Origin of the sequence: Mesorhizobium sp. M0019 (assembly GCF_040323975.1) — a bacterium.
Taxonomy (GTDB): Bacteria; Pseudomonadota; Alphaproteobacteria; order Rhizobiales; family Rhizobiaceae; genus Mesorhizobium.
Map to the genome: position 1 here is coordinate 51,882 of NZ_JAMYVK010000003.1, position 23,877 is coordinate 75,758.

24 protein-coding genes and 1 pseudogene are annotated in these 23,877 nt (G+C 63.2%); 17 read left to right on the forward strand and 8 right to left on the reverse strand.

Going from position 1 to position 23,877, the window contains the following annotated elements:
• The first annotated feature begins 3 nt into the window (after positions 1-3).
• From NKK47_RS03690 to NKK47_RS03705, 4 genes are all read left to right on the forward strand, one after another.
• Entirely contained in the window at positions 4-516 is a 513-nt protein-coding gene (locus NKK47_RS03690; RefSeq protein WP_352575098.1) for a hypothetical protein, read from the forward strand.
• Positions 517-615: 99 nt separating this feature from the next.
• The gene (locus tag NKK47_RS03695; RefSeq protein ID WP_352575100.1) at positions 616-1,344 is read left to right on the forward strand and encodes an AzlC family ABC transporter permease; all 729 of its coding nucleotides are present in this window, start codon (positions 616-618) and stop codon (positions 1,342-1,344) included.
• Entirely contained in the window at positions 1,341-1,637 is a 297-nt protein-coding gene (locus NKK47_RS03700) for an AzlD family protein (protein ID WP_352456554.1), read from the forward strand. Before NKK47_RS03695 ends, NKK47_RS03700 begins: the two co-directional genes overlap by 4 nt.
• Before the next feature lie 316 nt (positions 1,638-1,953).
• Positions 1,954-2,844 carry a LysR family transcriptional regulator gene (locus tag NKK47_RS03705; RefSeq protein ID WP_352575102.1) on the forward strand — a complete coding sequence of 297 codons (891 nt, stop codon included), beginning with the start codon at positions 1,954-1,956 and terminating at the stop codon, positions 2,842-2,844.
• Here the strand turns inward: NKK47_RS03705 and NKK47_RS03710 are convergent.
• Positions 2,834-4,678, reverse strand: coding sequence for an aminopeptidase P family protein (locus tag NKK47_RS03710; RefSeq protein WP_352575104.1), 1,845 nt, complete (start codon positions 4,676-4,678; stop codon positions 2,834-2,836). The genes NKK47_RS03705 and NKK47_RS03710 overlap by 11 nt on opposite strands.
• A 36-nt stretch (positions 4,679-4,714) precedes the next feature.
• Between NKK47_RS03710 and NKK47_RS03715 the strand changes: the two genes are divergently transcribed.
• Positions 4,715-5,059 carry a hypothetical protein gene (locus NKK47_RS03715; protein ID WP_352575106.1) on the forward strand — a complete coding sequence of 115 codons (345 nt, stop codon included), beginning with the start codon at positions 4,715-4,717 and terminating at the stop codon, positions 5,057-5,059.
• A gap of 39 nt (positions 5,060-5,098) precedes the next feature.
• On the opposite strand, the gene NKK47_RS03720 is transcribed toward NKK47_RS03715, so the two are convergent.
• Entirely contained in the window at positions 5,099-5,971 is an 873-nt protein-coding gene (locus tag NKK47_RS03720) for a 50S ribosomal protein L11 methyltransferase (protein ID WP_352575108.1), read from the reverse strand.
• A gap of 11 nt (positions 5,972-5,982) precedes the next feature.
• The gene (locus NKK47_RS03725; RefSeq protein WP_352575109.1) at positions 5,983-6,561 is read right to left on the reverse strand and encodes an SCO family protein; all 579 of its coding nucleotides are present in this window, start codon (positions 6,559-6,561) and stop codon (positions 5,983-5,985) included.
• A 253-nt stretch (positions 6,562-6,814) separates the two neighbouring features.
• On the opposite strand from NKK47_RS03725, the gene NKK47_RS03730 reads away from it, so the two are divergent.
• From NKK47_RS03730 to NKK47_RS03740, 3 genes are all read left to right on the forward strand, one after another.
• Positions 6,815-7,303 carry a CreA family protein gene (locus NKK47_RS03730; protein WP_502904971.1) on the forward strand — a complete coding sequence of 163 codons (489 nt, stop codon included), beginning with the start codon at positions 6,815-6,817 and terminating at the stop codon, positions 7,301-7,303.
• Between the two features lie 97 nt (positions 7,304-7,400).
• Positions 7,401-8,042 (forward strand): DapH/DapD/GlmU-related protein, encoded by a 642-nt coding sequence (locus NKK47_RS03735; RefSeq protein ID WP_352575111.1) that lies wholly within the window; start codon positions 7,401-7,403, stop codon positions 8,040-8,042.
• A gap of 169 nt (positions 8,043-8,211) precedes the next feature.
• Positions 8,212-8,643: a low affinity iron permease family protein gene (locus tag NKK47_RS03740; protein WP_352456549.1), complete on the forward strand. Its 432-nt coding sequence runs from the start codon at positions 8,212-8,214 to the stop codon at positions 8,641-8,643.
• A 69-nt stretch (positions 8,644-8,712) separates the two neighbouring features.
• On the opposite strand, the gene NKK47_RS03745 is transcribed toward NKK47_RS03740, so the two are convergent.
• Positions 8,713-9,585 (reverse strand): SDR family NAD(P)-dependent oxidoreductase, encoded by an 873-nt coding sequence (locus NKK47_RS03745; RefSeq protein WP_352456548.1) that lies wholly within the window; start codon positions 9,583-9,585, stop codon positions 8,713-8,715.
• Positions 9,586-9,714: 129 nt separating this feature from the next.
• On the opposite strand from NKK47_RS03745, the gene NKK47_RS03750 reads away from it, so the two are divergent.
• Positions 9,715-9,996 (forward strand): hypothetical protein, encoded by a 282-nt coding sequence (locus NKK47_RS03750; protein WP_029351415.1) that lies wholly within the window; start codon positions 9,715-9,717, stop codon positions 9,994-9,996.
• 7 nt (positions 9,997-10,003) lie between these two features.
• Here the strand turns inward: NKK47_RS03750 and NKK47_RS03755 are convergent, their stop codons facing one another.
• Complete coding sequence (locus tag NKK47_RS03755) at positions 10,004-10,579, reverse strand: TMEM175 family protein (RefSeq protein WP_023676740.1); 576 nt, start codon at positions 10,577-10,579, stop codon at positions 10,004-10,006.
• Positions 10,580-10,735: 156 nt separating this feature from the next.
• Here NKK47_RS03755 and NKK47_RS03760 point away from each other — a divergent pair, with 156 nt between their 5' ends.
• A complete protein-coding gene (locus tag NKK47_RS03760) occupies positions 10,736-11,944 on the forward strand; it encodes an MFS transporter (RefSeq protein ID WP_352575113.1) in 1,209 nt (402 codons plus the stop codon).
• Positions 11,945-11,953: 9 nt separating this feature from the next.
• Here the strand turns inward: NKK47_RS03760 and NKK47_RS03765 are convergent, their stop codons facing one another.
• Positions 11,954-13,426: an MATE family efflux transporter gene (locus NKK47_RS03765; RefSeq protein ID WP_352575115.1), complete on the reverse strand. Its 1,473-nt coding sequence runs from the start codon at positions 13,424-13,426 to the stop codon at positions 11,954-11,956.
• A 192-nt stretch (positions 13,427-13,618) separates the two neighbouring features.
• Between NKK47_RS03765 and NKK47_RS03770 the strand changes: the two genes are divergently transcribed.
• Entirely contained in the window at positions 13,619-14,407 is a 789-nt protein-coding gene (locus NKK47_RS03770) for a L,D-transpeptidase (RefSeq protein ID WP_352575117.1), read from the forward strand.
• A 148-nt stretch (positions 14,408-14,555) separates the two neighbouring features.
• On the opposite strand, the pseudogene NKK47_RS03775 reads toward NKK47_RS03770, so the two are convergent.
• Positions 14,556-16,036, reverse strand: a pseudogene (locus NKK47_RS03775) (esterase-like activity of phytase family protein).
• Positions 16,037-16,284: 248 nt separating this feature from the next.
• On the opposite strand from NKK47_RS03775, the gene NKK47_RS03780 reads away from it, so the two are divergent.
• The 6 genes from NKK47_RS03780 to NKK47_RS03805 are packed head-to-tail and all read left to right on the forward strand — an operon-like array spanning position 16,285 to position 22,736.
• Positions 16,285-17,274, forward strand: a complete 990-nt coding sequence (locus NKK47_RS03780) for a TIM barrel protein (protein WP_352575119.1) — start codon at positions 16,285-16,287, stop codon at positions 17,272-17,274.
• A 42-nt stretch (positions 17,275-17,316) separates the two neighbouring features.
• Positions 17,317-18,375: a sugar ABC transporter substrate-binding protein gene (locus tag NKK47_RS03785; RefSeq protein ID WP_352575120.1), complete on the forward strand. Its 1,059-nt coding sequence runs from the start codon at positions 17,317-17,319 to the stop codon at positions 18,373-18,375.
• A 54-nt stretch (positions 18,376-18,429) separates the two neighbouring features.
• A complete protein-coding gene (locus tag NKK47_RS03790; RefSeq protein ID WP_352575122.1) occupies positions 18,430-19,956 on the forward strand; it encodes a sugar ABC transporter ATP-binding protein in 1,527 nt (508 codons plus the stop codon).
• 16 nt (positions 19,957-19,972) lie between these two features.
• Positions 19,973-20,950, forward strand: coding sequence for an ABC transporter permease (locus tag NKK47_RS03795; protein ID WP_352456543.1), 978 nt, complete (start codon positions 19,973-19,975; stop codon positions 20,948-20,950).
• Positions 20,947-21,822, forward strand: a complete 876-nt coding sequence (locus tag NKK47_RS03800) for a MurR/RpiR family transcriptional regulator (RefSeq protein WP_023676730.1) — start codon at positions 20,947-20,949, stop codon at positions 21,820-21,822. The genes NKK47_RS03795 and NKK47_RS03800 overlap by 4 nt, the downstream gene beginning before the upstream one ends.
• Positions 21,819-22,736: a ribokinase gene (locus NKK47_RS03805; protein WP_352575124.1), complete on the forward strand. Its 918-nt coding sequence runs from the start codon at positions 21,819-21,821 to the stop codon at positions 22,734-22,736. Before NKK47_RS03800 ends, NKK47_RS03805 begins: the two co-directional genes overlap by 4 nt.
• Before the next feature lie 10 nt (positions 22,737-22,746).
• Here the strand turns inward: NKK47_RS03805 and NKK47_RS03810 are convergent, their stop codons facing one another.
• A complete protein-coding gene (locus tag NKK47_RS03810) occupies positions 22,747-23,772 on the reverse strand; it encodes a LacI family DNA-binding transcriptional regulator (RefSeq protein WP_352575126.1) in 1,026 nt (341 codons plus the stop codon).
• Positions 23,773-23,877: the final 105 nt, after the last annotated feature.

Sequence of the window (23,877 nt, forward strand, 5' to 3'; positions counted from 1 at the left end):
CCTATGACCACGCTCCCGATTGATCTGCATTTGCATAAGGCGATTGAAGCCCATCGGCTGAACATGTCCGAAACCCAACTGGACATTGTGAAGCGTGTCTTTGGGATTGGCAGCAATGGAAACGTGAGCCAAATGGCTCAGATGGAGCTTGAGTCAGGTCGCGTTCGACATGGGCGGAGGGGAGGGGAGTATGAGTTTGTCGTGAATGGCGAGCGAATGGTCCGCCATAGTCTGAAGGAGGTTTTGAAGGCGGTCATTTTGGCGATGGAAAAGACAAAAAAGGGCGCAATTGAGAGAATATCAACGTACCGGACTCCACGTGGACGCAGGGTCGTTGCAAAGAAAAACGTTGAGATATATCCGGGTAACCCCGAATTAGTTGAAAAAAGTGCTGAGAGATTAAATGGGGATTGGTGGTTCGATACAAACATTTCTAGGAATCAACTGAAAAGATATATTCAAAAAGTTTTAGAGTGGTCCGGATTTGAGGCGTCGTTTGTGGAGCTCAGGTTTTAGTTGGACATCATCGAAATTTGCTGATCGTTCGCCTCAAGCGAATTGGTGTGACAAGCCGGGCCGCTCTCTCTACATACGGCCGTTCCCGAGGAGCGGTCGATGTCGGCGGAAGCAATCTCCGAAAACAGTGCGAAAAGCGATTTCTGGGACGGCGTGCGGCTCAGCATGCCCGTCGTGGTGGCGTCGGCGCCGTTTGCATTGCTGTTCGGTGCGCTCGCAGTCGACAACGGGTTTTCCGTGCTCGAAGCGTTCCTGATGAGCGCAACGGTGTTCGGCGGCGCCAGCCAGATGGTCGGCATCGAGCTGTTCGGCCAGCATGTCGCGCCGTGGCTGATCGTGCTGTCGATCTTCGCGGTGAATTTTCGCCATGTGCTCTATTCGGCTGGCATCGGCCGACGCATCGCGCATTGGCCGCTGATCCAGCAGGCGATAGGCTACTTCGTGCTTACCGATCCGCAGTTCGCGGTGGCCGAGCGCAAGGCTGAGGCCGGCGAGACCGTCGGGTTCACCTGGTATATGGGGCTTGGGCTGCCGGTCTATGTGTTCTGGATCATCGAAAGCGCGCTCGGCGCGATGTTCGGCAAGCTTATTCCCGACACCCATGCGTTGGGCATCGATTTCCTGCTGCCGATCTATTTTCTCGGCCTGGTCATGAGCTTCCGCAAGCGGCCGCTGTGGCTGCCGGTGGTCGTCGCCAGCGCTGCCGCCTCCATCATTGCATACAAAACGGTCGGCTCGCCCTGGCATGTCTCCATCGGTGCGCTGGCCGGCGTGCTGCTCGCCGTCATCCTGCCGCCCCGCCACAGCGGCGTGGAGGCACGGCCATGAGCACGACCTTGTGGATCATCATCGCCGGTTCCATCGCGACCTATCTGACCCGCATCGGCGGTCATCTGGTGATCTCCCGCTTCGACCATATCCATCCGCGCGTCGAGGCCGGGCTCAGCGCCGTTCCGGCGGCGGTGCTGACCACGCTGGTGGCGCCGGCGGCGCTCAGCGCCGGGCCGGCGGAATGGGCAGCCTTGATCGTTGCCGGCCTTGTCTCACTGCGCGGCGGTCTGATGGCGATGTTCCTGGCGGGTGCTGCCGTGCTGATCCTCGCGCGGCAGCTCGTCGGCTGATCGACTTTTGCTTTGGCGGCGAGAGCACACATGCGCTTTACCGCAGCGACTATTGCCGCGCCGACCCGCGACAGGCTCAGCCGGATCGCCTCCGCTCTCTCCTGGTGGGCGCCAAGCACGGCGTCGCTATAGAGCGCTTCGCGCTGCTTCGGCGTCAATGCGCTTAGATCGATCGGCTGGATGCCGAAGGGCTCACGCGACATTTCCATCTCCCCTGGTTTGCCGTGTTGATCGGCAGCTACACCGGCGATTTACGGGAAAGGCGTAATCAGTTAAAATGAATAATTAAGATCGTTATGTTCTCCAGGAGAGATGTATGGATTTGGCCGATCTGCGCATCTTCCGCACGGTGGTGCGCGAGGGTGGAATCACCAGGGCGGCGGAAAAACTGTTTCGCGTGCAGTCGAACGTGACCACACGCATCCGGCAGCTCGAGGAGGATCTCGGCGTGCAGCTGTTTATCCGGGAGGGCAAGCGCCTGCACGTATCGCCGGCCGGTCACAGATTGGTCGGCTACGCGGATCGGCTGCTGGCGCTTGCGGAGGAGGCGCGAACGGCGATGCTCGATCCACGCCCGCGCGGCACTCTTCGCCTAGGTGCTATGGAGAGCACCGCTGCGGCACGGCTTCCAAGTCTGCTCGCCGAATACCATGCACGGCATCCCGAAGTGGAAATCCAGTTGCGCACCGGCAATCCGCAGGTTCTCGCGACCGCCATGCTTGCCGGTGAGCTCGATGCTGCGTTCGCCGCCGAGCCGATCGCTGACGTTCCGTTCGAAAAGCTGCCCGCATTCCACGAGCAGCTGGTCATTGTCTCGGCGGCATCGCGCGTTTCGGTCGAAGACCACCTGGACATGCCCAAAACCATGATAGCCTTCGAGCACGGCTGTCCGCACCGCAAGCGGCTGGAACAATGGTATGCGCGCAGAGGGTTCATGGCCGAGAAAACCATCGAGCTTGGTTCATACCATGCCATCCTTGGTTGCGTGGTGGCTGGCATGGGCATAGCGCTGATGCCGAACAGCGTGCTTTCGGGTTTCCCGGAAAGCCGCTGGCTAAAGCTGCACGAACTGCCCTCTGACGAAGACAACGCCGTCACGGTGTTGTTCTGGCGCAAGGGAGCCGGTTCTCCCAACGTCACCGCTTTGCAGGGACTGCTTGCGGAGCAAAGCCTGTCAACCGGCGATGCCGCCGCGGCTATTGCTTGAAGTCGTGCGGCAGCGGCGCGGTTGCCTTTTCCAGCCAGGCCAGCGTTTCGCCGTCGAGCATCGGTCCGATCTCGGCCAGTACGCGCGCATGGTATTCGTCAAGCCAATGCAACTCGTCGCGGGTTAAAAGGTCCGATCGGACCAGCCGCTTGTCGATCGGCGCCAGCGTCAGTGTCTCGAAGGCGTGCATGGCGATGTCGCCGCCCTCGATTGCCTCGGCCGGTGTCACCAGAATCAAGTTCTCGATGCGGATGCCGTAGGAACCTTCCTTGTAATAGCCGGGCTCGTTGGAGACGATCATGCCGGCCAGCAGCTTTTCGGTACCGGTCTTGGCGATACGCTGCGGGCCCTCATGCACGGCAAGATAGGAGCCGACACCGTGCCCGGTGCCATGGGCGAAATCGCAGCCGTGTCTCCATAGCGCCAGGCGCGCCACTGCATCGATTTCGGAGCCGCGCGTGCCCTGGGGGAAGCGCAGCATGGAGATGCCGATCATGCCTTTCAGCACCAGCGTGAAGCGTTCGCGCATCTCTTCCGTTGGCGTGCCGATCGGCACGGTGCGGGTAATGTCGGTGGTGCCGTCCTGGTACTGCCCGCCGGAATCGAGCAGGAACAGCTCGCCATCCCCCAGCTTGCGATTGGTGGCGCGGGAGACGCGGTAGTGCATGATGGCGCCGTTAGGACCAGCGCCGGAGATGGTATCGAACGATACGTCGCGCAGCGGCATCTGCGTTTCTTCGCCGGTCTGACGGCGCGTCTCCTCAAGCCTGGTGACAACGGCGATTTCGTCGAGCGTGCCGGGCTTCTGGCGGTCGAGCCAGCACAGCAGCTTGGCGACCGCGGCGCCGTCGCGGCGATGTGCGGCGCGTGCGCCGGCGATCTCAGCTTTGTTCTTTGTTGCGCGTGGAATGCGGGCCGGATCGGCCGTGGCAATGACGGTGCCGCCATTATCCTCGACCAGCATTCTGAGCTTGTCCGCCGCGAGAACCGGGTCCAGCGCGATTTTTGCGCCGCCCTTGGCCCGGGTGACGATTGCCGTCTCGAATTCACCTGGTTCGTGCAATTCGGCGAGCTGCGTCAGGTAGGCCGCGACGGTGCGCGAAAACTTGCGCTGGTCCATGAAAAGCAGATGCGAGCCGTCGGCGGCGAGCACGGCAAAGCCGAGCGCCAGCGGTGTGTGCGGTACGTCGCCGCCACGGATGTCGAACGCCCAGGCAATGGAGGAGGGGTCGGTCAGCACGGCATGGGTGGCGCCGTCCTTCTCGGTGGCCGCCGCCAGCCGCACCAGCTTGTCCTTGGCCAGTTCGCCGGCAAAGCCGATCGGGTGGATCTCGACCGGCCCCAGTGGCGGCCCGGGCTGGTCCTGCCAGATGGCGTCGATTGGATTCTCTTCGAGCGGCACCAGTATCGCGCCTGATTTCTCGGCCGAGGCCTTCAGCGCCTTGACGTCACTGATCGTATGGAGCCACGGATCGAAGCCCAACCGCACGCCCTTGCCGAGATTGTCCTTGATCCAGTTGGCCGGCGGGTTGTCGACAAGGCTCTCGATCGAAAAGATGTCGAGATCGACCTCCTGGCGCACCTGCAGCGTGTAGCGCCCGTCGACAAACATGACGGCGCGCTCGCCAAGCACAATGGCGACTCCGGCCGAGCCGCTGAAGCCGGTCAGCCATTTCAGCCGTGCCGAGCGATCGGCGACATATTCGCCCTGGTGCTCGTCGGCACGGGGCACAATGAAGCCATCCAGCCCGTTCGCCGCCAACCATTGGCGCAGCATTGCTACGCGCGGCTTGCCAACGGCCGGATCGCCGGCGGAATCGAAGGTCTGGAACATGTCGGCTCTCCTCGAATGCTGGCGCGACCGTAGCGCATGACCTCGAAAATCGGAATCGATTTTCGGAACGATCATTCCCGGTTGCCGCGTGTCTCTTTGCGCATGGAGGCCATGCAGAATCGGCGATTTCAAAAAGCGTCAGCAAGGCTTACCTTCTTCACGTGGAGGAAAGAGTCCTATTGCCCTGCAAAGGAGACCGTCATGTCCACGATTTCACCTAGACGCGGATTTTTCAGAAACGCTGTGAAAGCGCTGATCGAAGCTCGCCAGCGCGAGGCGAGCCGGTATGTGAGCGGCGTTCTGCTTGGCTTTGACGACGAAACGCTGAAAGCTCACGGCTACGATCGCGAACAGCTGAAGAAAGCGGCGAACTCGCGCTAGGTCCGAGCTGATTCCGGCTTGCGTTGAAGGCGCAGCGCCTCAGCGTTTGAGGTGAATCGTCACCCAGCCCTCGCGGTGCAAGGTGCGGACGTGCCGGAATTTCTGGCCGACATAGGCCGCGATTACCGCATCGCGCTGGCGCTCGAGGATGCCCGACAAAACGATCGAGCCACCGATCGCGATATGTCCGGCCATTTGCGGCGCCAGACGCATCAGCGGCCGCGCCAATATGTTGGCGACGATCAGGTCGAAGGGCGCACGCGCGGCAAAGATCGGGTGATGAAAACCGGGCGCCGCCACCGTTTCAATGAGCCCCTTGACCTGGTTCAGCCGCGCATTGGCGCCGGCCACCTTGACGGCGACCGGGTCGATGTCGGTCGCCAGCACCGGAACATGCGCGAGCCTGGCCGCTGCGATGGCGAGCACCGCGCTGCCGGTGCCAAGGTCGAGCGCGTTGCGCGGATGCTCTCGCCGTATGACCTGCTCCAGCATTTCGAGGCAGCCGGCGGTGGTGCCGTGATGGCCGGTACCGAAGGCAAGGCCGGCCTCGATCTCGATGGCGAGCTCGCCGCTGTGGCGCTTCCTGCGGTCATGCGCGCCATGGACGAAGAAGCGCCCGGCCCGCACCGGTTTCAATCCCTCCAGCGAGCGCGCCACCCAGTCGATGTCGGGCAGCGCTTCGCGCGCTATCGGTTTCGACAGCGACAGTCCGGCAAGGATGTCCCTAAGCCGCGCCTCGACCGCATCGACGTCGTCGTCGGCATAGAGCGATACTTCGTGGATGTCGCGGTCCTCGTCGACCTCGAGCACCGCAATCGGCAGGCCCTCATCGTCGAATGCCGCACCGAGCGCCGCAAAGATGCGGTCAGCCTCGATCTTGCCCGCGGTGAAATACAAACGCGTCTGCGTCATTACCGGATGTGTCAACCTTCCGCCGCCAGCCGTTTGAGCTTGGCGATGGCGGCATCCGGGCTTTCGCCATAGGCAATGGTGCCGGCGAAATCGCCCTTGGCGTTGAGCAGCAGCACCGAAGCAGTGTGGTCCATCGTGTAGTCGCCGTCGTTCGTGTCGACTTTCTTCCAGTAGATGCCGAAGGACTTGGCCATGGCGTGGACCTTGTCGGGATCGCCTGATATGCCGAGGATGCGATCGGAGAAATTGCTGACATAGGTGTTCATGATTTCGGGCGTATCGCGCTCCGGGTCGACCGTAACGAAATAGGCACGCAGGTTCTTGCCGTCGTCGCCCATCGTCTTCAGCCACCCGGCCAACTCGAAAAGCGTGGTCGGGCAGACTTCCGGACAGTGCGTGAAGCCGAAGAAGACGACGCTGGGGTGGCCGCGAAACGCGGCTTCGGTGACCGGCGAGCCCTTCTGGTCGACCAGCGTGAAAGGCTCGCCGTACGGCTTGCCGCTGTAGTAGGGAAGATACGATTTGACGGTTAGAGCACCGATCCCAATTGCCATTAGCACGAGGATGCCGACAAGGATAAAGCGCATCATAGGGGAGGCGTCACTGTACATTTTAGGATGCTGCTCTTGAACGGAAAAGCAATGAAAAGCACGGGTCTGCAAACGACAACATGTTAAGTGCCACTCCGTTCTCACTAAAGGCAACACCTATAATGCTCAGGACAGCACACGCAAAGATGTCGCGTTGCCGCAACCGGCAATCCTGTGGGGAGGCGATCTGCTTGCAAAGCGCTGCCGTTTGTCCCACCTGAGGTCGGCAAAATTCGAACCGCAGGAGGCCTCTTTGCGAAAACTGATTGGCGGCGCGTTAGCCGCATGCCTTGTCATTGGCACCGGCGCGGCCGCCGCCGAGGAGGTCGGCAAGGTCGGCGTCGATTGGCTCGGCAACGATATCATCGTCGAGGCGATCAAGGATCCGAAGGTCGAGGGCGTGACCTGCCACGTCTCCTATTTCGACCGTGGCGTGATCGACCGCCTGCAGAAAGGCAACTGGTTCGAGGACCCGTCCGATTCCTCGATCTCCTGCCGCCAGACCGGGCCGATCACCATTGGCGACATCGACATGAGCGAGGCCGGCGAGGAGGTGTTCAAGCAAGGCATCAGCCTGATCTGGAAAAAGCAGGTGGTGAACCGCATCTACGACAGGGCCAACGAGACTCTGATCTACCTGTCGCATTCACGCCAGGTGCAGGATGGCTCGGCAAAAATGTCGGTCACCACCGTGCCGCTCTACGGCCAGAACGTGGTGTGGACCAGCGGCAAGCCGAAATAGAGACTGGAAGGTGCTACAGGGTCCTTGGCGCGTCCAAACGGATGCGCGGCGCTGCACTCGGCTTGCGAGACTATGCGCGCGGGCGTAAAGCGCGCGCATGGACCGTCCCGAACACCTTGTCCTGAAAGATCCCGAGCCGCGCATCCATCCGACGGCGGAGCTGAAGGCGTGCAAGCTTGGACGCTACGCGTCGATCGGCGAGCGGGTCATCCTGCGCGAGGTGACGGTCGGCGACTTTTCCTACTTCGAGCGCCACGCCGAGGCGATCTATACGACGATCGGCAAATTCTGCTCGATCGCCGCCAACAGCCGCATCAATGCGCTGGAGCATCCGGTCGAGCGGCTGACGCAGCACAAGATCAGCTATCGGCCCAACGAGTATTTCCGCTGGCTGGGTGTCGATCAGGCGTTCCGCGACCGGCGGCGGGCGAAAGCCGTCAGCATCGGCCATGATGTCTGGATCGGCCATGGCGCCGTGATCATGCCTGGCGTAGTGATCGGCAACGGCGCGATCGTCGGTGCCAACGCGGTGGTGACGCACCACGTGCCGGCCTATGCAATCGTCGCCGGCGTTCCGGCCAGGCCAGTGCGGCAGCGCTTCAGCGCGGAAACTGCGGCCCGGATCGAACGGCTTGCATGGTGGGACTGGCCGCTCGAGAAACTGGCCAGGGCAGTCCCCGACATGCAGGCCTTGCCCATCGAGGCTTTCCTCGACCGCTGGGAAAACGGCGCCGCCTGACTTCGGGCGTATCTGCAAGCGGTCCGACGGCCTGCGCGATCTGCTCCTCCAACAATGTACCCGCGACCTTCCGCCACGAGGGAACCAGGAGCGGCTGCCAACTGTTTCTGCAGACACAATGAACTCGGCTTCCGTCCGGGTTCGTCGCCCGGCTGTTGAGGGAGTTTGAATGATTGAGAAGCTTTTCACCAGGATCGCCAACAACGTCGCCCATTTTGCCGGCCTGCCGCCGACGTTTGCCGTCTGTTTCCTGATCATCGTCGTCTGGGCGGCAAGCGGGCCGATGTTCGGCTTTTCGGACACCTGGCAGCTCGTCATCAACACCGGCACGACGGTCGTCACCTTCCTGATGGTGTTTCTCATCCAGAACACCCAGAACCGCGATGGCGCCGCGATCCAGGCGAAGCTCGACGAATTGATCCGGGTCAGCACAGCCCAGAACACCTTCATCGGTATCGAACACCTGACTGAGACCGAGGTCGAAGAGATCCGCAAGAAATGCGAACAGGCAGCGAAGCGGCATGATCAGAAGCTTGCCGAGTTGTCAGCCGAGAAAGCCATGGCGAAGAAGCGGAACACGAAGAAGCACGCGGCGGCGTAATATAAAGGTCCGGCGCATACCTGCGAAGATCGGATCCGATTCTTTGCTACTGTGATCTTCGGTTCGGGATCATGCGGTGCGTGTCATGAATGCCGCGAAAGCATCTTTGTAGTCCGGGTGCCAGCGCGACAGGGCAGGGCGATTCTCGATGAGGTCGCCAATCGCCCAGGCCATGCGCTTTTCGTCCATGGACCGGGTCGCCTCGTTATCGGGACACAGGATGTAGAAATCGCCACGCAGTAGCGAGGCCAGCATGAAGTCGATGACCTGCTCGCCGGTCCAGGCGCCGGCCGGCTTTTCGGTCGCACCTTCGGTCAGGCCGGTAAAAGTGAACCCGGGGATAAGCAGATGCGCCGCGACACTGGCGCCCGGCTCGTTGCGCAGCGCGTGCGCCAGGCCTTCGGTATAGGTCTTCACGCCCGCCTTGGAAACGTTGTAGGCGAGGTTGCCGGGCGGCGTGGTGATGCCTTGCTTGGAGCCGGTGTTGACGATCAGGCCCGGCTTTCCCGCCGCCAGCATGCGCGGCGCAAAGGCCTCGACGCCATGCACGACGCCCCAGAAATTGATATCCAGCAGCCGTTTCCAGGCGTCGCGGTTCTCCCACGGCTTGCCGGGATTGTTGCCGACGCCGGCATTGTTCATCAGCAGCGATACGTCGCCGAAGGCGCCGAATGTCCTTTCGGCCAGCCGGTCGAGTTCGTCGGCCTTCGAGACATCGGTGGCGACGGCAAGTACGGCGCTGTCGCCGGCGATGGCGGCGACGGCGCGTCGGGCCTCATCGAGGCGTGCGCCGCCAATATCGACCAACACGATGTTCATGCCCATCGCCGCCAGCCGTTTGGCCGCGGCAAGGCCGATGCCGCTGGCCGCGCCAGTGATGACGGCGACATTGCCGGAGGCAAGTGCGGGCAGGGCGGTCTGGATCTCGGCGTCGGTGGTCATGATTTTCTCCTGTTCTGGCCGCGGCGAACTTAGCGCGGAAAGAGGCTCGCGCAAGCCGGTGCCGGCATCTTCGGGTTGACCGCATCGGCGGGCGCTGCGCATGCTGATATCGAAAAAGGAGACTGACGATTGACCGACTGGATCGAGATCCTGAAAGAACAGACCGCAACCGGCGACCAGATGAGCCGCGAAGTGCCGCAAATGCTTGCCAATCCCGACATCAGCGAAGCGCAAGTGAAAACGCTGTTTTCGGCGCTCGAAAAACAGGCGGAGTTCGTCGAAAAGCTGCGTATGGCGCTTGAGAAATTCGGCCATGATTTTTCAGTGATCAAGGCGGCCGAGCGGCTGGAGGAGCGCTACGCCGACCTTGCCGCTTCGGTAGCGGAAAAGCTGAAAGCAATGCGAGGCTAGAAGGGGCCTATTTCTCGATCAGCCGCTCGAAGCGCCTGTCCGGCACGAACCAGATCATCGCCACCAGGACATAGATCGAGACACCGATCCAGTGATTGACGAAGGTCAGCGCGATGGCGGAAAGATAGAGGACCAGCGAGATCTTTCCCTTGAGGTCATTGCCCAACGCCCTGGCGAAGAGAGTCTCGTTGCCGTGCAGTCGATGCAGGGCCATGGTGAGGATGTTGAAGCCGATGGCGCAGAGCGCCAGGTCGACGCCATAGACGGCAACCGGCACCGGCGCGAAATGGTTCTCACCCATGAAGGCTGTCGTCGCCGGCATCAGCGATAGCCAGAACAGCAGGTTGAGGTTCGCCCACAGCACGCGGCCGTCGACCCGCTGCACGGTATGGAACATGTTGTGCAAATTGTTCCAGTAGATGCCGACATTGATGAAGGACAGCACATAGCTGAGGAAGATCGGCCAGAGTGGTGCCAGCGCGGAAAAATCCTCGCCATGCGGCACCTTCAATTCCAGCACCATGATGGTGATGATGATGGCGACCACGCCATCGGTGAATGCCTCGACTCGTCCCTTGCCCATGAATCTCCCCTGACAATCCGCTGAAGTTAAAAGAGGATCTCGCTCAGCGCCATCGGCAAAGCTGCCAAACTTGTCAGGAGCAAGCCGGGGAGGGGGAACGGCTGACGCGAAAAAGGCGTTAGGATGTCAGATCCCGAACAGCAAAAGGTCGAAAAAATGACCGCTCACGCTCAAGTCATGACGCGCGATTACGAACTCGGCGGCCGCGCTGCAGCGGCCACCGTGGCCGCTATGATCGCGGCTCTTTTCGCCGGCAGCACGGCGCTGACGCCGCTTTACATCATCTACAAGCAGGTCTTCGGCTTCTCGCAGATCACTTTGACGCTGGTCTACGCCGTCTATGTCATCGGCAATCTGGCGGCGCTGCTGATGTTGGGGCGTGTGTCCGATGTCATCGGGCGCCGTCCAATGGCATTGGCCGGGATGGCGGTGGCCGTGGTCAGCGCGGTGGTTTTCCTGTTCGCCGAAAATGTCGCATGGCTCGACATCGCCCGAATTCTGAGCGGACTGGGAATCGGCGTCGGCGCGGGCACCGGCACCGCCTGGCTCGCCGAATTGCTCCCGACCGACGACAAGTCACAGGCGGCGACGATTGCCACCAGCACCAATTTTCTCGGCCTCGGCCTCGGTGCGCTTGGGGCCGGGTTGCTCGCCGAATACGCGCCTTGGCCGCTCAGGCTGACATTCGTCGTCTACCTGGCAATGCTTGCGATCGTAACCCTGCTGATCTGGCGCACGCAGGAAACCGTTTCGCGGCCGGGGAAACTGGCTGATGTCTCGATGCGGCCGCGGCTTTCGGTGCCTGATGACATCCGCGCGGGTTTCGTCGCGCCGGCGGTGACCGGCTTTGGCGCAATGTCGCTGGTCGGCTTTTATGCAGCACTGGCGCCGAGCATCCTGGCGCAGCAACTGCAGGTAACCAACCATGCCGAAGCTGGCGCTCTGTTCTTCGAACTGGCGATCGTGGCTGCCGCCACCATTCTGGCGACGACGCGTCTTTCGAGCCGAGCCACAATGTTCGCGGCGCTTGCGCTGATGATCCCAACCGTCGCGCTGATTGTTGCGGCGCAGGTCTTCGCCTCGATGGCCATAATGATTGCCGGGACCGCCTTGTGCGGCGTGGCGGCAGCGCTCGGCTATCGCGGCGGCTTGCAAGTGGTGAACGAGATCGCGCCGGCGGACCGGCGCGCCGAAGTCGTCTCGGCCTTCTTCATCTGCTGTTTTTGCGGCAACGCGCTGCCGGTCATCGGCATCGGCGTTCTGTCGACGGTGGCAGGTGCGACCGTGGCAAGCCTGGCCTTTGCCGGCATGATTGTCGTCTTTTCCCTGGTCGCTCTCGGGTTTGGCGCGAAATACGCGCGCTGAGCCGACCTTTCAGCCGTTCGGTGTCTCGGGCGAAAGATGCGCGCGCTGGCGCGGTACGCCGAGGCCGGTATCCGGCGGTTCGCCGGCAGCCGGCCGGCTCTCGATCATGTGCAGGCTGCGCCAGCGGCCGAAGCGATAATGGGCCGCGGCCAGCACGAGCGAGGTTATCGAGCCGGCCGGAAAGCTCCACCACAGAGCTTCCTCGCCGATCACGCTTCGGAAGAAATAGGCGAAGCTGGTGCGCACCAGCAGCACCGAGATCACCAGGATGATCAGCGGCGGCATCACCGCGCCGGTGGCACGCACGGTGGCGAAGAGCACGATGGTGATGCCGAACAGGATGAAGGACCACGACGCGATCTTGTTGATGTGAGTGGCGATCTCGATTGCTGCACTGTCGCTGCCAAGGAAGAGGCTGAGCACCGCGCGATCGAATACGAACAGCAGCGCGACGAGCATGCCGGTGAGCACAAGGTTGAAGCCGACGCCGGAGGCGGCGATGCGTCCAATCCGGTCCCAGCGCCTGGCGCCGACATTTTGCGCCGCCATGGACGACACCGCGGCGCCGATGGCGAGCGCCGGCATCTGGATATAGGTCCAGAGCTGTGCGGCTATGCCGTAGGCAGCCGCGACCTGCGAGCCGTACGAGTTGACCATGCCCATCACCGTCAGCGCCGCGGCCGAAACGACGATCATCTGCAGGCCCATCGGCACGCCCTTGAAGACGACAATGCGCAGCAGCGCCGGGTCCGGCCGCAGCAGAACGAGATTGGCGCCGGCCAGCCGAAGCGGGTGCTTGCGCGCATAAAGCACGATCAGGATGGCAACCACGCTTACCGTCTGGCCGATCAGCGTCGACGCGGCCGAGCCGGCGATGCCGAGTTCGGGGAACGGGCCGATGCCGAGGATGAGCAACGGGTTCAAAACGACGTCGAGCACGACGGCCAGCGCCATGAACAGGAAAGGCGTGCGCGAATCGCCGGCGCCGCGCAGCACCGTCATGACGAAGGACAGCAGGTTCATCATCGGCACGGCGAGGAAGATGATGCGCAGATAGGAGCGCGCCAGCGGCAACGCATCGGCCGGCGTGCCGAGCGCATCGAGGATCGCATCGACCCAGATCCAGCCGCAGACCGCGAACACCACCGAGACGAGGAAGAAGAAGGTGGCGCTGGTTCCGACGATGCGCCGGGCTTCGGGCAGGTCACGAGCGCCGACGGATTGTGCGACCAGGATGGTCGCCGCCATGCCGATGCCGAAGACGGTGCCGAGGATGAGAAACAGCACGAGGTTGGCATTGGACGTGGCGGTCAGCGCCGCTTCACCGAGGAAACGGCCGACCCACACGGCATTGATCGAGCCGTTGAGCGACTGCAGCACATTGGAGCCGAGCACCGGCAGGGCAAACAGCAAAAGGGTGCGCGGGATAGGCCCACTGGTGAGGTCGCCGGTCTGCCGGCGCGGGGGCATGTTGTCGTCCATGGCAGGCAACTCGGCGAAGGCTTGTCTGAGTCCGCAATGATTGCCGATTTAACGGGAGAGGTCGATGCGGCGCTGTAAATTCCGCCTGGCGTGCCTTGATCTAAGCATTTCTCAAACCTTTCGGAATCGTATATTGATCCCGCACGCGTGGGGCCGCATTTTCCTGGATCTCATCGGTAAGCCGGGGGGCTCATGTCCGATATTCCGTTGTTTTTTGAGCGCCTGAACCGGCGCGCCTTTCTTGGTGCATCCGCTCTGGGCGCGGCCTCCGTGGCTCTTTCGTCGTGCACCACGACGGACGTGGCGGCGCCGCCGGTGCCCGCGGCACCAAGCGATCCGGCTCTCGGCGATGCCGCAAGCATGTATGCCGCGCGCATCGACGAGGGCTATCAACTGCCGGCAATTCCGGTAGCCAAGGTCGATCCGAAATTCGTGCGTCAAATCGTGGCCGACCCGACTGGAGAAAAACGCGGCACGATCGTCGTCGATACTTCCGAGCACTTCCTCTATCTGGTGCGCGACGGCGGCAAGGCAATTCGCTATGGCGTCAGCCTCGGCAAGGCCGGTTTCGGATGGACCGGCAGCGCCGTGGTTCAGGCGAGAAAGAAGTGGCCGGTCTGGACGCCGCCGCCGGAAATGATCCAACGCCGGCCGGAACTGGCGAAATACAAGGACGGCATGCCGCCCGGCCCGCAGAGCCCGCTTGGTGCCCGCGCGCTGTATCTCTTCCGTGACGGCAAGGACACGATGTACAGGCTGCACGGCACGCCGGAGTGGGATTCCATCGGGAAGAACGCTTCCTCCGGCTGTGTGCGCTTCATGAATCAGGACATTATCGACCTCTACAGCCGCGTCGATGGCGTCGTGCCGGTCTTCGTGCGCCCGAACCTGTCGGCCGCCGGGAAGATCGCCGCCGTGTCGAACAGGACGGCCGAGCCGATCGATGCAGGCGTGCCAAGGGACGCGGAGATGTTGAGGTAAGTGCCTTCGACTGGATCGTCAGTCGCAGGTTTTGCGATGCTTAGGACACCGTCTTTTCGCGGGCGAGCCGCAACTGAAGGGGCACGACCGTTCAATCGCGCCAGCTCAGGCGGACGCGTTCGGCGCGCCTCCGCCTGTATGGCTGCCGCTACTTCCCGGTGAGGCCTGGGAGCGTGACCTGATAGACCAGGAACATGGTGTCGACACATCGGCGCCATCCTCGGCCTTGTAGGCCGCGCCGACCTGGAAGCCGTCCTGCGTGAGGAAGTCATTGTCATTGGCGACGAACAGGAAATAGTCGTCGGGCAGCTTTGGATCGAGGACGCTCACCACCGACATCGCCTCCCATTTCTCCGAAAGGTTGTTGCGGTCGTTGGGCGCGCCATTGTGCAACCCGAAGCGGCCGAGCTCGCTCTTGTCGTTGATGTCGATGAACGGCGTCAGCTTGGCCGGCGTCACCGATGGATCGAGCTCACCCTTGGGCGCCAGCGGCTTGTCCTTGTCGAACTCTGTGCCGGCGATATCGGTTGCCGCCGACACATCGACGACGCTGATCTCGCGATGGAGCGAGGTGTCGCCCTTCAGCCCCTGGCCGTTGCCGCTGTCGCGCGCCAGCATCAGGAAGGTCTTGTCCGACAGCGCCACGATTTCACTCTGCGCGGCGATCTTGGTTTTGCCCTTGGCATCGGTGAACACCGGCAGCGGCACGACATATTCATGCGCGAGCTTGAGCTGGCCGGGATCCGAGGCATCGTAGACCAGCGCGCGCGTGTTCTGGCGCGTCGAGGCGGAATCGCCGCCATCTTGTCTGGGTGCCGACTGCAGCACGGCAATCAGGAACTTGCCGTCCGGCGTCAGCGCCATCCCTTCGAGGCCCTGGTTGTTCTGACGGCCGGTTTCGGGATCCTTCGGATCTGGGTCTGCCGCGCCAGGTCCCGGATTGTTGGAAGCAAAGTTTGGCGTCCCGTGACGCATCGGGACAAGCGCCGCCGGCGGCTGCGTTGCCGACATCAGACGCCCATCGGCGGAGAAGCGGTAGATGTTCGGACCGTATTCGTCCGAGATGAACATCGTGCCGTCGGGCAGCCGTGCGATCGCTTCGTTATCGAGCGCGAGCTTGCCGTTGGCTTCGGGCAGGATCGGCATGTCGTCGGTCGCGGCACGCACGCCGTTGAGCGGATCGAGCCCTGTTGCGTCGGCGCCCTTGTCGTCGGTCAAAAGCATGGTGTCGGCAAGCGTCGCCTTGAGGCCCGACTGTTCCTGGCCGGCGGCTGGCACTGCACCCGGCGTGATCGGGGCGAACTCGATGGCAATCGTGTTGAGGCGCGGCCGGTAGTCGGTAGTACCGACGACATTGTAGCCGCGATCCGGCAACAGCCACAACGAGCCCTTGTAGCCGTCGGCGCCATGCGTCCAGCCGGCAGCATCGATCGACATGCCTGAGCCGGAGCCAAACGTCTCGCCGAACTTGTCCTTCTGGCTGGCGGGGATGCGGCCGACGCCGACCAGGCCCTTGTTGACGAAGCTGACGCCGCCGACGGTCGCGGAGTTTTCTGCCAGGGCCGGAGTCAAGGCGGTGAACATCGCCAGCGCGACAGCGAGGGACGCGGTTCGGTGCAGGTTTTTCATGGATATCCTCTTTGAGACAAAGCTGCCGGGGCCCGAAAAAGCGCCGCGTCGCATCGAGGATGCCACGAAAGCCTTCGGAGAAGCGATCTAGGACGCGAACATGATACTTGCGTGACAGTGCCGCGCTTGCTTTGACCCTTGTGGTCGCAACTGGCCTGGGCATGGCGAATCCGCCGCCGCCGAGAACACAATTAGCAACTTTACAAATGATCGTTTTTATGTGAAGTCATGACGATGAAAGGTCACCGATGACAGTCTGCCGTTTCGCCACCCGCCTCAATTCCTTTGCCTCGCGGCCACAGGCCGAGTGGCCCGATCTTGTCGGCAAACCGTCCATGCTGCAAATGGCGGCACGTGCGGCGAAGGTTGCGGAGTTGACCGATCTCGACCTCAACTTTCCCGACCATGTCGATGAAAATCCTGCGGAAATGGCGCGCAAACTCGGCGATCTCGGGCTTTCCATCAATGGTTTCGCCATGCGCTACTACTCCAACCCGGCCTTCAAGCTCGGCGCCTTCACCAATCCGGATCCGGCCGTTCGCCGCGAGGCCATCGACATGACCAAGGCCGGGATCGACGCCGCGCGCGAGGCTGGCGCCAGCCTGATGACGCTGTGGCTCGGGCAGGATGGCTTCGATTATGCTTTCCAGGCCGATTATGCGACGCTCTGGCAACACGAAATCGATGGAATTCGTGAAGTTTCGGCGCATGACCCCGATTGCCAGATCAGCCTTGAATACAAACCCAACGAGCCGCGCTCCTACAGCCTGATGCCCGATGCGGCGACGACGTTGCTGGCGATCCGCGAGATCGGCCTGCCCAATCTCGGCGTGACGCTCGATTTCGCCCATGTGCTCTACGCCGACGAGCAGCCGGCTTTCGCCGCTGCGCTGGTGGCGCGACACAGCAAGCTGCTCGGCGTGCATCTCAACGACGGCTACGCCAAGCGCGACGATGGCTTGATGGTCGGGGCCGTGCATACGCTGCAGACGATCGAGCTGCTCAGGCAGATCCGTCGAGACGGCTATGCCGGCGCCATCTACTTCGACACGTTCCCCGACATGACCGGGCTCGACCCGGTCCACGAATGCGAAGTCAACATCGCGACTGTCAAGCGCATGCTGCGCGTCGTCGATCGGCTGGAAAAGGACAATCGCCTGTCCACTGCCGTCGACCGTCAGGACGCGGTCGCCTCGCAGGCCATCATCCAGGAAGCCATGCTCGGGCCGGACAGCTGAAGCTCCGGCGCCATCACCGTTTTCAACCAGGGAGGAAGGACCATGAAATTTCTGCTTGCCACCGCCACCGCTGCCCTGATGGCGCTGTCTATAGGCTCGTCGTTTTCCGCGGACCTCGCGCCGCTCAATTCCGACACCGAGAAGGATCGCATCGACTGGTCGCAGCTCGAGGCCAAGTTCGGTGCGTTCCCCAAGCTGCCCGAGGGTACCAAGGCGGGTGCGGTCTCCAAGACGCTGACCAATGAATACTGGCGCTCGCTGGGAGAGGGCTACAAGTCGTTCGGCGACCGCATCGGCGTGCCCGTCGTCTACCAGGCAGCGCAGAGCGAGGGCGACCAGCTCGGTCAGCTCACCATCGCCGAAGGCCTGGTCACGCAAGGCTACAACGTGCTGCTCGTTTCGCCGCAGACCGACTCCAACCTGCAGCCGATCATGGAACAGGCCAAGGCAGCCAATGTGCCGGTGGTCAACGTCAACGACGCGGTCATCCCGCAGGCCGAGCACTATGTCGGCAATGTCCAGCGCGACAACGGCGTGCGCGTCGCCAAATGGTTCATCAAGAACCGGCCGGATGGCGGCAAGGTCGCCATCGTCGAAGGCCAGGCCGGCGTTTACGCCGCCGTCCAGCGCACCGACGGCTTCAAGACCACCATCACCGAAGCCGGCAAGTTCGAGGTCGTGGCCAGCGTCCCCGGCAACTGGGATCGTCAGACCTCCTACGACGCGGCCACCAACATCCTGCAGCAGCACCCCGATCTGATCGGCTTCTATGCCAACAATGACGGCATGGCGCTGGGCATCGTCGAAGCGGTCAAAGCCGCCGGCCTAAAGGACAAGGTCGCCGTGTTCGGCACCGACGGGATTTCCGACGCCTACGCCTCGATCCGCGCCGGCGAGCTGACCGGCACCGTCGATTCGTTCCCGGTGCTGACCGGCGAGGTGGCGCTGGAATCTGCGCTGCGGCTGGTGGCCGGGCAGAAGCTGCCGCGCGTCGTTGCCACGCCGCAGGCGCTGATCACCAAGGACAATGCCGACCGTTACTCCGGCGCCGGCGATGCCGTGCGCAAGGCGCTGCTCGAGGACGCGGCAGCGGGCCAATAGAGCTGGGGCGACGGGTGCCGGCCTTTCGGCACTCTTGCCGGGAGAACTGAAGCAATGTCAGCGCGGCTGCAATTCGAGGGCATTTCCAAGGTGTTTCCGGCCGTGCGGGCGCTGAGCGATGTGTCCTTTTCGGTCGGCGCCGGCGAGATCCATGGCCTGCTCGGTGAAAACGGCGCCGGCAAATCGACGCTGCTGCGCATCCTGTCAGGCGTCTACCGGCCGACGGCGGGAAGCGTGCTGATCGACGGCAAACCGGTGACGCTGAACAACCCGGTCGCGGCGCGCGCCGCCGGCGTGGCGATGATCCATCAGGAATTACAGCAGGTGCCACGCCTCAGCGTCGCCCAGAACATGTTTCTCGGCCATCCGTTGACGCGCGGCGGCGTCTTCGTCGCACGGCGCGAGCAGGAAAGCCGCGCTGCGGAAGCCCTGGCCGCCATCGACCCGACCATCGATCCGGCAGCCCCGCTTGGCAGCCTGAAGGTGGCGCAGCGGCAGATCGTCGAGATCGCCCGGGCGCTGCTCGACCGCGCCAGGATCGTGGCGATGGACGAGCCGACGTCGAGCCTCACGCCGAGCGAGTTCGAACGGCTGGCGGAAGTCATTGCCGGTCTGGCACGCGACGGTGTCGCCGTCGTTTATGTCTCGCACAAGCTGGACGAGGTGTTCGGCATCTGCGAGTGCGCCACTGTCATGCGCGACGGCGTTGTGGTCGAAACCGTCGATCTCGCGCAGGTGTCGGAAAAGGCCGTCGTTTCGATGATGGTCGGCCGCGAGCTTGCCCAGGAACAACACCGCTCGCATGCTTCCCCCGAGATCAGGCTGAGCGTGCGTGGCCTCGCCTCGGCGACCAAGGTCCGTGACGTTTCGTTCGACCTGCATCGCGGCGAGGTGTTGGGCATTGCCGGCCTGGTCGGGTCCGGCCGCACCGAACTGCTGCGGCTGCTGGCCGGCGCCGACCGGGCCTCATCAGGCGCAATAGAGATCGACGGCAAGGCGGTAAAGCTTTCCAGTCCGCGCGACGCGATCGCGGCCGGCATCGGCCTGGTGCCGGAGGAGCGCAAGCGCGAAGGCATCGTGCCGTTGCGGTCGATCTCCAGCAACATGGCGCTGGCCTCGATGGGCGTGTTCGCGCCGCGCGTCCTCATCGACCATCGCCGGCTGAAGCGCGTGACAGCCGAGAAGATGAAGCGAGTCAATCTCAGGCCGTTCCTGCTCGACCGGCCGATCCGCCTGTTCAGCGGCGGCAACCAGCAGAAGGCGATCATCGGCCGCTGGCTGGCGGCGGGAACGCGGATCCTTCTGTTCGACGAGCCGACGCGCGGCATCGATGTCGGCGCCAAGGCGGAGATCTACCACCTGATCGAGGAACTCGCCGCCGAAGGCCATTCGGTAATCGTCGTGTCGTCCGAACTCCCCGAGGTGATCCGGCTCGCCGACCGCGTGCTGGTCATGCGCGACGGCACGGTCGCCGCCGAACTGGGCCGCGCAAGTCTCAGCGAACACGCGATCGCCGCGCACGCCATACCCCAAACGGAGATTGAGGCCGGCAAGGCGCAAGGCCATCGGGCCGGTGCATAACGGACAGGACCAGCGGATGACCGATATAACCCAACACACAGCAGCGCGCCCAAGGGCAGATTTCCTGCACCGGTTTTCCGTGCGCGACGCCGGCACGCTGATCGGCCTGGTGGTGATCCTTGCCGTCTTCGGGGCGCTGGTCCCCGGCTTCTTTGCCGAGCGTAACCTGATCAACATCCTGCAGCAGTCGAGCATCAATGCCTGCCTGGCGTTGGGCATGACGCTGGTCATCATCTCGGGCGGCATCGACCTGTCCGTCGGGCCGACGGCAGCCCTTTCGGCGGTCATCTCGGCCTCGATGCTGGTTGCCGGTGTGCCGTTTCCGCTGGCCATCGCCGCCGGCTTCGCCATCGGCCTTGCCTGCGGACTGCTCAACGGCGTGCTGGTTGCCTATGTCGGGCTGCAGCCCTTCATCGTCACGCTGGGAACGCTCAGCACCTACCGGGCGCTGGCGCTGATCTATACCGGCGGCAATCCGGTGCTCGGCCTGCCTGCCGGCTTCCGTGCCATCTTCAACGGCTCGCTGTTCGGATTGCCGTTGGCGGTCATCATCGTGGCGGTGGTCGCGCTGATTGCCTGGATCATCCTCAAGAAGACGCCGTTTGGCGAATATCTGCTCGCCGTCGGCGGCAATGAGGAGGCGGCCTACATAGCCGGCGTGCCGATCGCCCGCACCAAGATCGCCGCCTATATGATCTCGGGCCTGCTGGCGGCGCTTGCAGCGCAGATCCTGATCGGCCGGCTGGGTGCCGCAGAGCCCATTCTCGGCAATCTCTGGGAGCTCGACGCCATAGCGGCGGCGGCGATCGGCGGTGCCTCGCTGATGGGCGGCAAGGGCAGCGTCGTCGGCACCATCCTGGGTGCCGTCATTCTTGGCAGCATGCGCAACGGCCTGACGCTGATGAACGTCCAGTCCTTCTATCAGCTCCTGGCAACTGGCCTTATAATCCTCGCCGCGATGCTTATCGATCGCGTGACGAGGGGACGTGGATGACCTTGACCGGGCTGGACCTGAAAGCAGTAGGACCGCGCATTCGCATGATGATGCCGCATCTGACGCCGCTCGAGGCGAAGGTGGTTGAAACGGTCTTCGGACGGCGCGGCTTCGACGAGACCATACCGCTCAAGCAGATCGCCGAGGAGGCCGGTGTCTCGGAGGCGATGGTGGTCAAGATCGCCAAGAAGCTGGGTTTTTCCGGCTATCGCGACTTTCGCACGGCGGTCTATGAATACAGCCGCCTGCCGACCGCCGAGATGCATCAGGAGCTGTCGGTGGACGACAGTTCGGCCGAGATCGTGCAGAAGGTGTTCCGCACCTCCATCCAGGCGCTGGAGGAGACGCTGGCGATCCTCGACATGGACGATTTCGACCGTGCCGCCGATCTGCTTTACCGCGCCAGGAATCGCGATTTCTACGGCGTCGGCGGCTCGGCGCAGATCGCACGCGACGTTTCGCACAAATTCCTGCGCATCGGCATCCGCACCTCTGTCTACGACGATTCGCACATGATGCTAATGTCGGCCTCGCTGCTCGGCGCCGACGACATTGCTGTCGGCTTCTCGCATTCCGGCAACACGAGCGCCGTCATCGACGCCATCCAACTCGCGCGCAAAAGCGGCGCGCGCACGCTGGCCATCACCAACTATGACAACTCGCCATTGGCAGCCGTCGCCGACATCGTGCTCTGCTCGACCGCGCAAGGCTCGCCGTTGATGGGTGAGAACGCAGCGGCGCGCATTGCCCAGCTCAACATCCTCGACGCGCTGTTCGTGGCGGTCGCGCAACGCGACTACCAGGCGGCGGAGCGCAATCTCGGCCGCACCATGTCTGCGGTGACGTCGAAACGGAAAGATAAGGGCACATGACGGCTTCCCCGCCGCTGGTGACCGTATTCGGCAGCCTGCATTACGATATCATGGTCGAAGCCCCCGATCGCCCACGCAAGGGCGAAACGGTCACCGGTCATGCCTGGCATCCGAAATGCGGCGGCAAGGGCGGCAACCAGGCGGTGTCGGCAGCGCGGGCCGGCGTGCGTGCGGCGATGATCGGCGCTGTCGGCGACGATGATTTCGGCCGCGCGCTTCTCGACAATCTCGACCGCAACGGCGTCGACCAGCGCTTCGTGGGAGTGGCTTCGGGCGCCGGCTCGGGCATGAGCGTAGCGATTTTCGACGACAGCGGCGACTATGGCGCGGTGATCGTCTCGGGCAGCAATCTCACTCTCGGCGAAAAGGACATTGCGGAGGCGGCCGAGCTGATCGCGCAAACGGCGGTTCTGCTGCTGCAAAACGAGGTACCAGAAGCCGCCAACATTGCCGCGGCGCGAGCGGTGAAGGCGCATGGCGGCCGCGTCGTTCTCAATGCGGCGCCGGCGCGAAAGCTGACAGCCGAACTGATCGCGCTGACCGACATCGTCATCGTCAACGCCATCGAGGCGGAGTTCCTGGCCGGCGTTTCGGTCGTCGACACGCTCGAGGGTGCTGCGAAGGCGGCCGGCATGCTCGTCGGTTTCTATCCGGCTGCAATCGTCACGGCCGGCGGCGAGGGCGTTGCCTATTGCGACCGCGACGGCCAGGCATTCGCCTTGCCGGCGATGCCGGTGGAGGTGGTCAGCACCCACGGTGCCGGTGATGAACTCGTCGGCGCCTTTGCGGCGTGGCTTGCGCGTGGAGAGCCCGTCGAGGCGGCACTTGCCGCCGCCAATGCCGCCGCTGCCTCGCTGGTCGCAACGCCGGAGCGCGAGCGCGGGGGTCTTGATCAATCTGAGCCTGCTCAGTGACCGCCGCGATTCAATCGCTGTCGCGCGCGATCAGTTCCAGCGGCCAGACTTCACGGATGATGCGTGCGCCTTCGGCGCCGGCGTAAGCCGGGATCGATGCCAGCAGCATTTCGGCCAACCGCTCGCCCATCGGCTCAAGCGCCGGGCGGAAGCCGGTCAGCGCCGGCGAAAAATAGCGGCAGAGCGGGGTGTCGACGATGACGATCACCGCGATGTCGTGGCCGGGCTTGATGCCCGCCTCGGCCAAAGCCTTGCAGCCGCCAAGCGCCATCGCGTCGTTGTTGAAGATGATTGCGCTCGGCGGGTCCTTGGAGCGCATGACCTTCGGCGTCACCGCGTAGCCGCCGGCCTCGTTGATGAAGCCGTCGGCGATCAACTCGAGGTCGAATTCGATGCCGTGCCGCCGCAACGCCTTGCGATAGCCGGCGAGGAACAGATAGCCGAAATTGAGGTCGAGCGACGGGCGGATGGCGGCGATGCGGCGGTGACCGCGCGCGACGAGACGATCGACCGCGTCAGCCCCGGCTTTTTCGAAATCGAGGTCGAGCGAGGGATAGGAATCGCCGCCGGAGCGGCTGCGGCCGAGCGTCGCGAACGGGAAACCGGCCTGGGTCAGATAGTCGATGCGCTCGTCCTCGCGCCGCGTCCAGGCCAGCACCACGGCATCGGCCCGCCGCGTCTCGACGACACGGCGCAGGCGCTCCTGCTGATAGTCGCCCGGCGCGCCCATCACCACGATCAGGTCGAGTGCGCTTTCGGCGAGCTTGGCCTGCAACCCGGTCAGGAACGGAATGAAGAACGGCTCGCCATATTCCTGGTCGCCCGGATGAGGCTGCAGCATGAAGGCGATCGAATGGGTGGCGCCGCGCCGCAGGCTGCGGCCGGACTGGTTCGGCGAATAATTCAGCTTCTTGGCCGCATCGAGCACGCGCTGGCGTGTGTCGGCATTGACGTCGGCGCGGCCGTTGAGCGCGCGCGACACCGTGCCGATCGAAATGTTCAGGTGACGTGCAAGGTCGTGAATACTGGACGCCAAAGGACAGTTCTCCCCCTTGCTTGGCTAGCACCGGCCGCTCTTCAGGCCAAGCCGGCATCACGTTTTTCGCTATCGGCCAATTGACATTCTACGCCATCGGGTGTG

Bases quoted from the DNA above. Each gene is read 5' to 3' on its own strand.
- NKK47_RS03690 (WP_352575098.1), top strand. From the start codon at position 4: ATGACCACGCTCCCGATTGATCTGCATTTGCATAAGGCGATTGAAGCC.
- NKK47_RS03695 (WP_352575100.1), top strand. From the start codon at position 616: ATGTCGGCGGAAGCAATCTCCGAAAACAGTGCGAAAAGCGATTTCTGG.
- NKK47_RS03700 (WP_352456554.1), top strand. From the start codon at position 1,341: ATGAGCACGACCTTGTGGATCATCATCGCCGGTTCCATCGCGACCTAT.
- NKK47_RS03705 (WP_352575102.1), top strand. From the start codon at position 1,954: ATGGATTTGGCCGATCTGCGCATCTTCCGCACGGTGGTGCGCGAGGGT.
- NKK47_RS03710 (WP_352575104.1), bottom strand. From the start codon at position 4,678: ATGTTCCAGACCTTCGATTCCGCCGGCGATCCGGCCGTTGGCAAGCCG.
- NKK47_RS03715 (WP_352575106.1), top strand. From the start codon at position 4,715: ATGACCTCGAAAATCGGAATCGATTTTCGGAACGATCATTCCCGGTTG.
- NKK47_RS03720 (WP_352575108.1), bottom strand. From the start codon at position 5,971: ATGACGCAGACGCGTTTGTATTTCACCGCGGGCAAGATCGAGGCTGAC.
- NKK47_RS03725 (WP_352575109.1), bottom strand. From the start codon at position 6,561: ATGATGCGCTTTATCCTTGTCGGCATCCTCGTGCTAATGGCAATTGGG.
- NKK47_RS03735 (WP_352575111.1), top strand. From the start codon at position 7,401: ATGGACCGTCCCGAACACCTTGTCCTGAAAGATCCCGAGCCGCGCATC.
- NKK47_RS03740 (WP_352456549.1), top strand. From the start codon at position 8,212: ATGATTGAGAAGCTTTTCACCAGGATCGCCAACAACGTCGCCCATTTT.
- NKK47_RS03745 (WP_352456548.1), bottom strand. From the start codon at position 9,585: ATGACCACCGACGCCGAGATCCAGACCGCCCTGCCCGCACTTGCCTCC.
- NKK47_RS03755 (WP_023676740.1), bottom strand. From the start codon at position 10,579: ATGGGCAAGGGACGAGTCGAGGCATTCACCGATGGCGTGGTCGCCATC.
- NKK47_RS03760 (WP_352575113.1), top strand. From the start codon at position 10,736: ATGACCGCTCACGCTCAAGTCATGACGCGCGATTACGAACTCGGCGGC.
- NKK47_RS03765 (WP_352575115.1), bottom strand. From the start codon at position 13,426: ATGGACGACAACATGCCCCCGCGCCGGCAGACCGGCGACCTCACCAGT.
- NKK47_RS03770 (WP_352575117.1), top strand. From the start codon at position 13,619: ATGTCCGATATTCCGTTGTTTTTTGAGCGCCTGAACCGGCGCGCCTTT.
- NKK47_RS03780 (WP_352575119.1), top strand. From the start codon at position 16,285: ATGACAGTCTGCCGTTTCGCCACCCGCCTCAATTCCTTTGCCTCGCGG.
- NKK47_RS03785 (WP_352575120.1), top strand. From the start codon at position 17,317: ATGAAATTTCTGCTTGCCACCGCCACCGCTGCCCTGATGGCGCTGTCT.
- NKK47_RS03790 (WP_352575122.1), top strand. From the start codon at position 18,430: ATGTCAGCGCGGCTGCAATTCGAGGGCATTTCCAAGGTGTTTCCGGCC.
- NKK47_RS03795 (WP_352456543.1), top strand. From the start codon at position 19,973: ATGACCGATATAACCCAACACACAGCAGCGCGCCCAAGGGCAGATTTC.
- NKK47_RS03800 (WP_023676730.1), top strand. From the start codon at position 20,947: ATGACCTTGACCGGGCTGGACCTGAAAGCAGTAGGACCGCGCATTCGC.
- NKK47_RS03805 (WP_352575124.1), top strand. From the start codon at position 21,819: ATGACGGCTTCCCCGCCGCTGGTGACCGTATTCGGCAGCCTGCATTAC.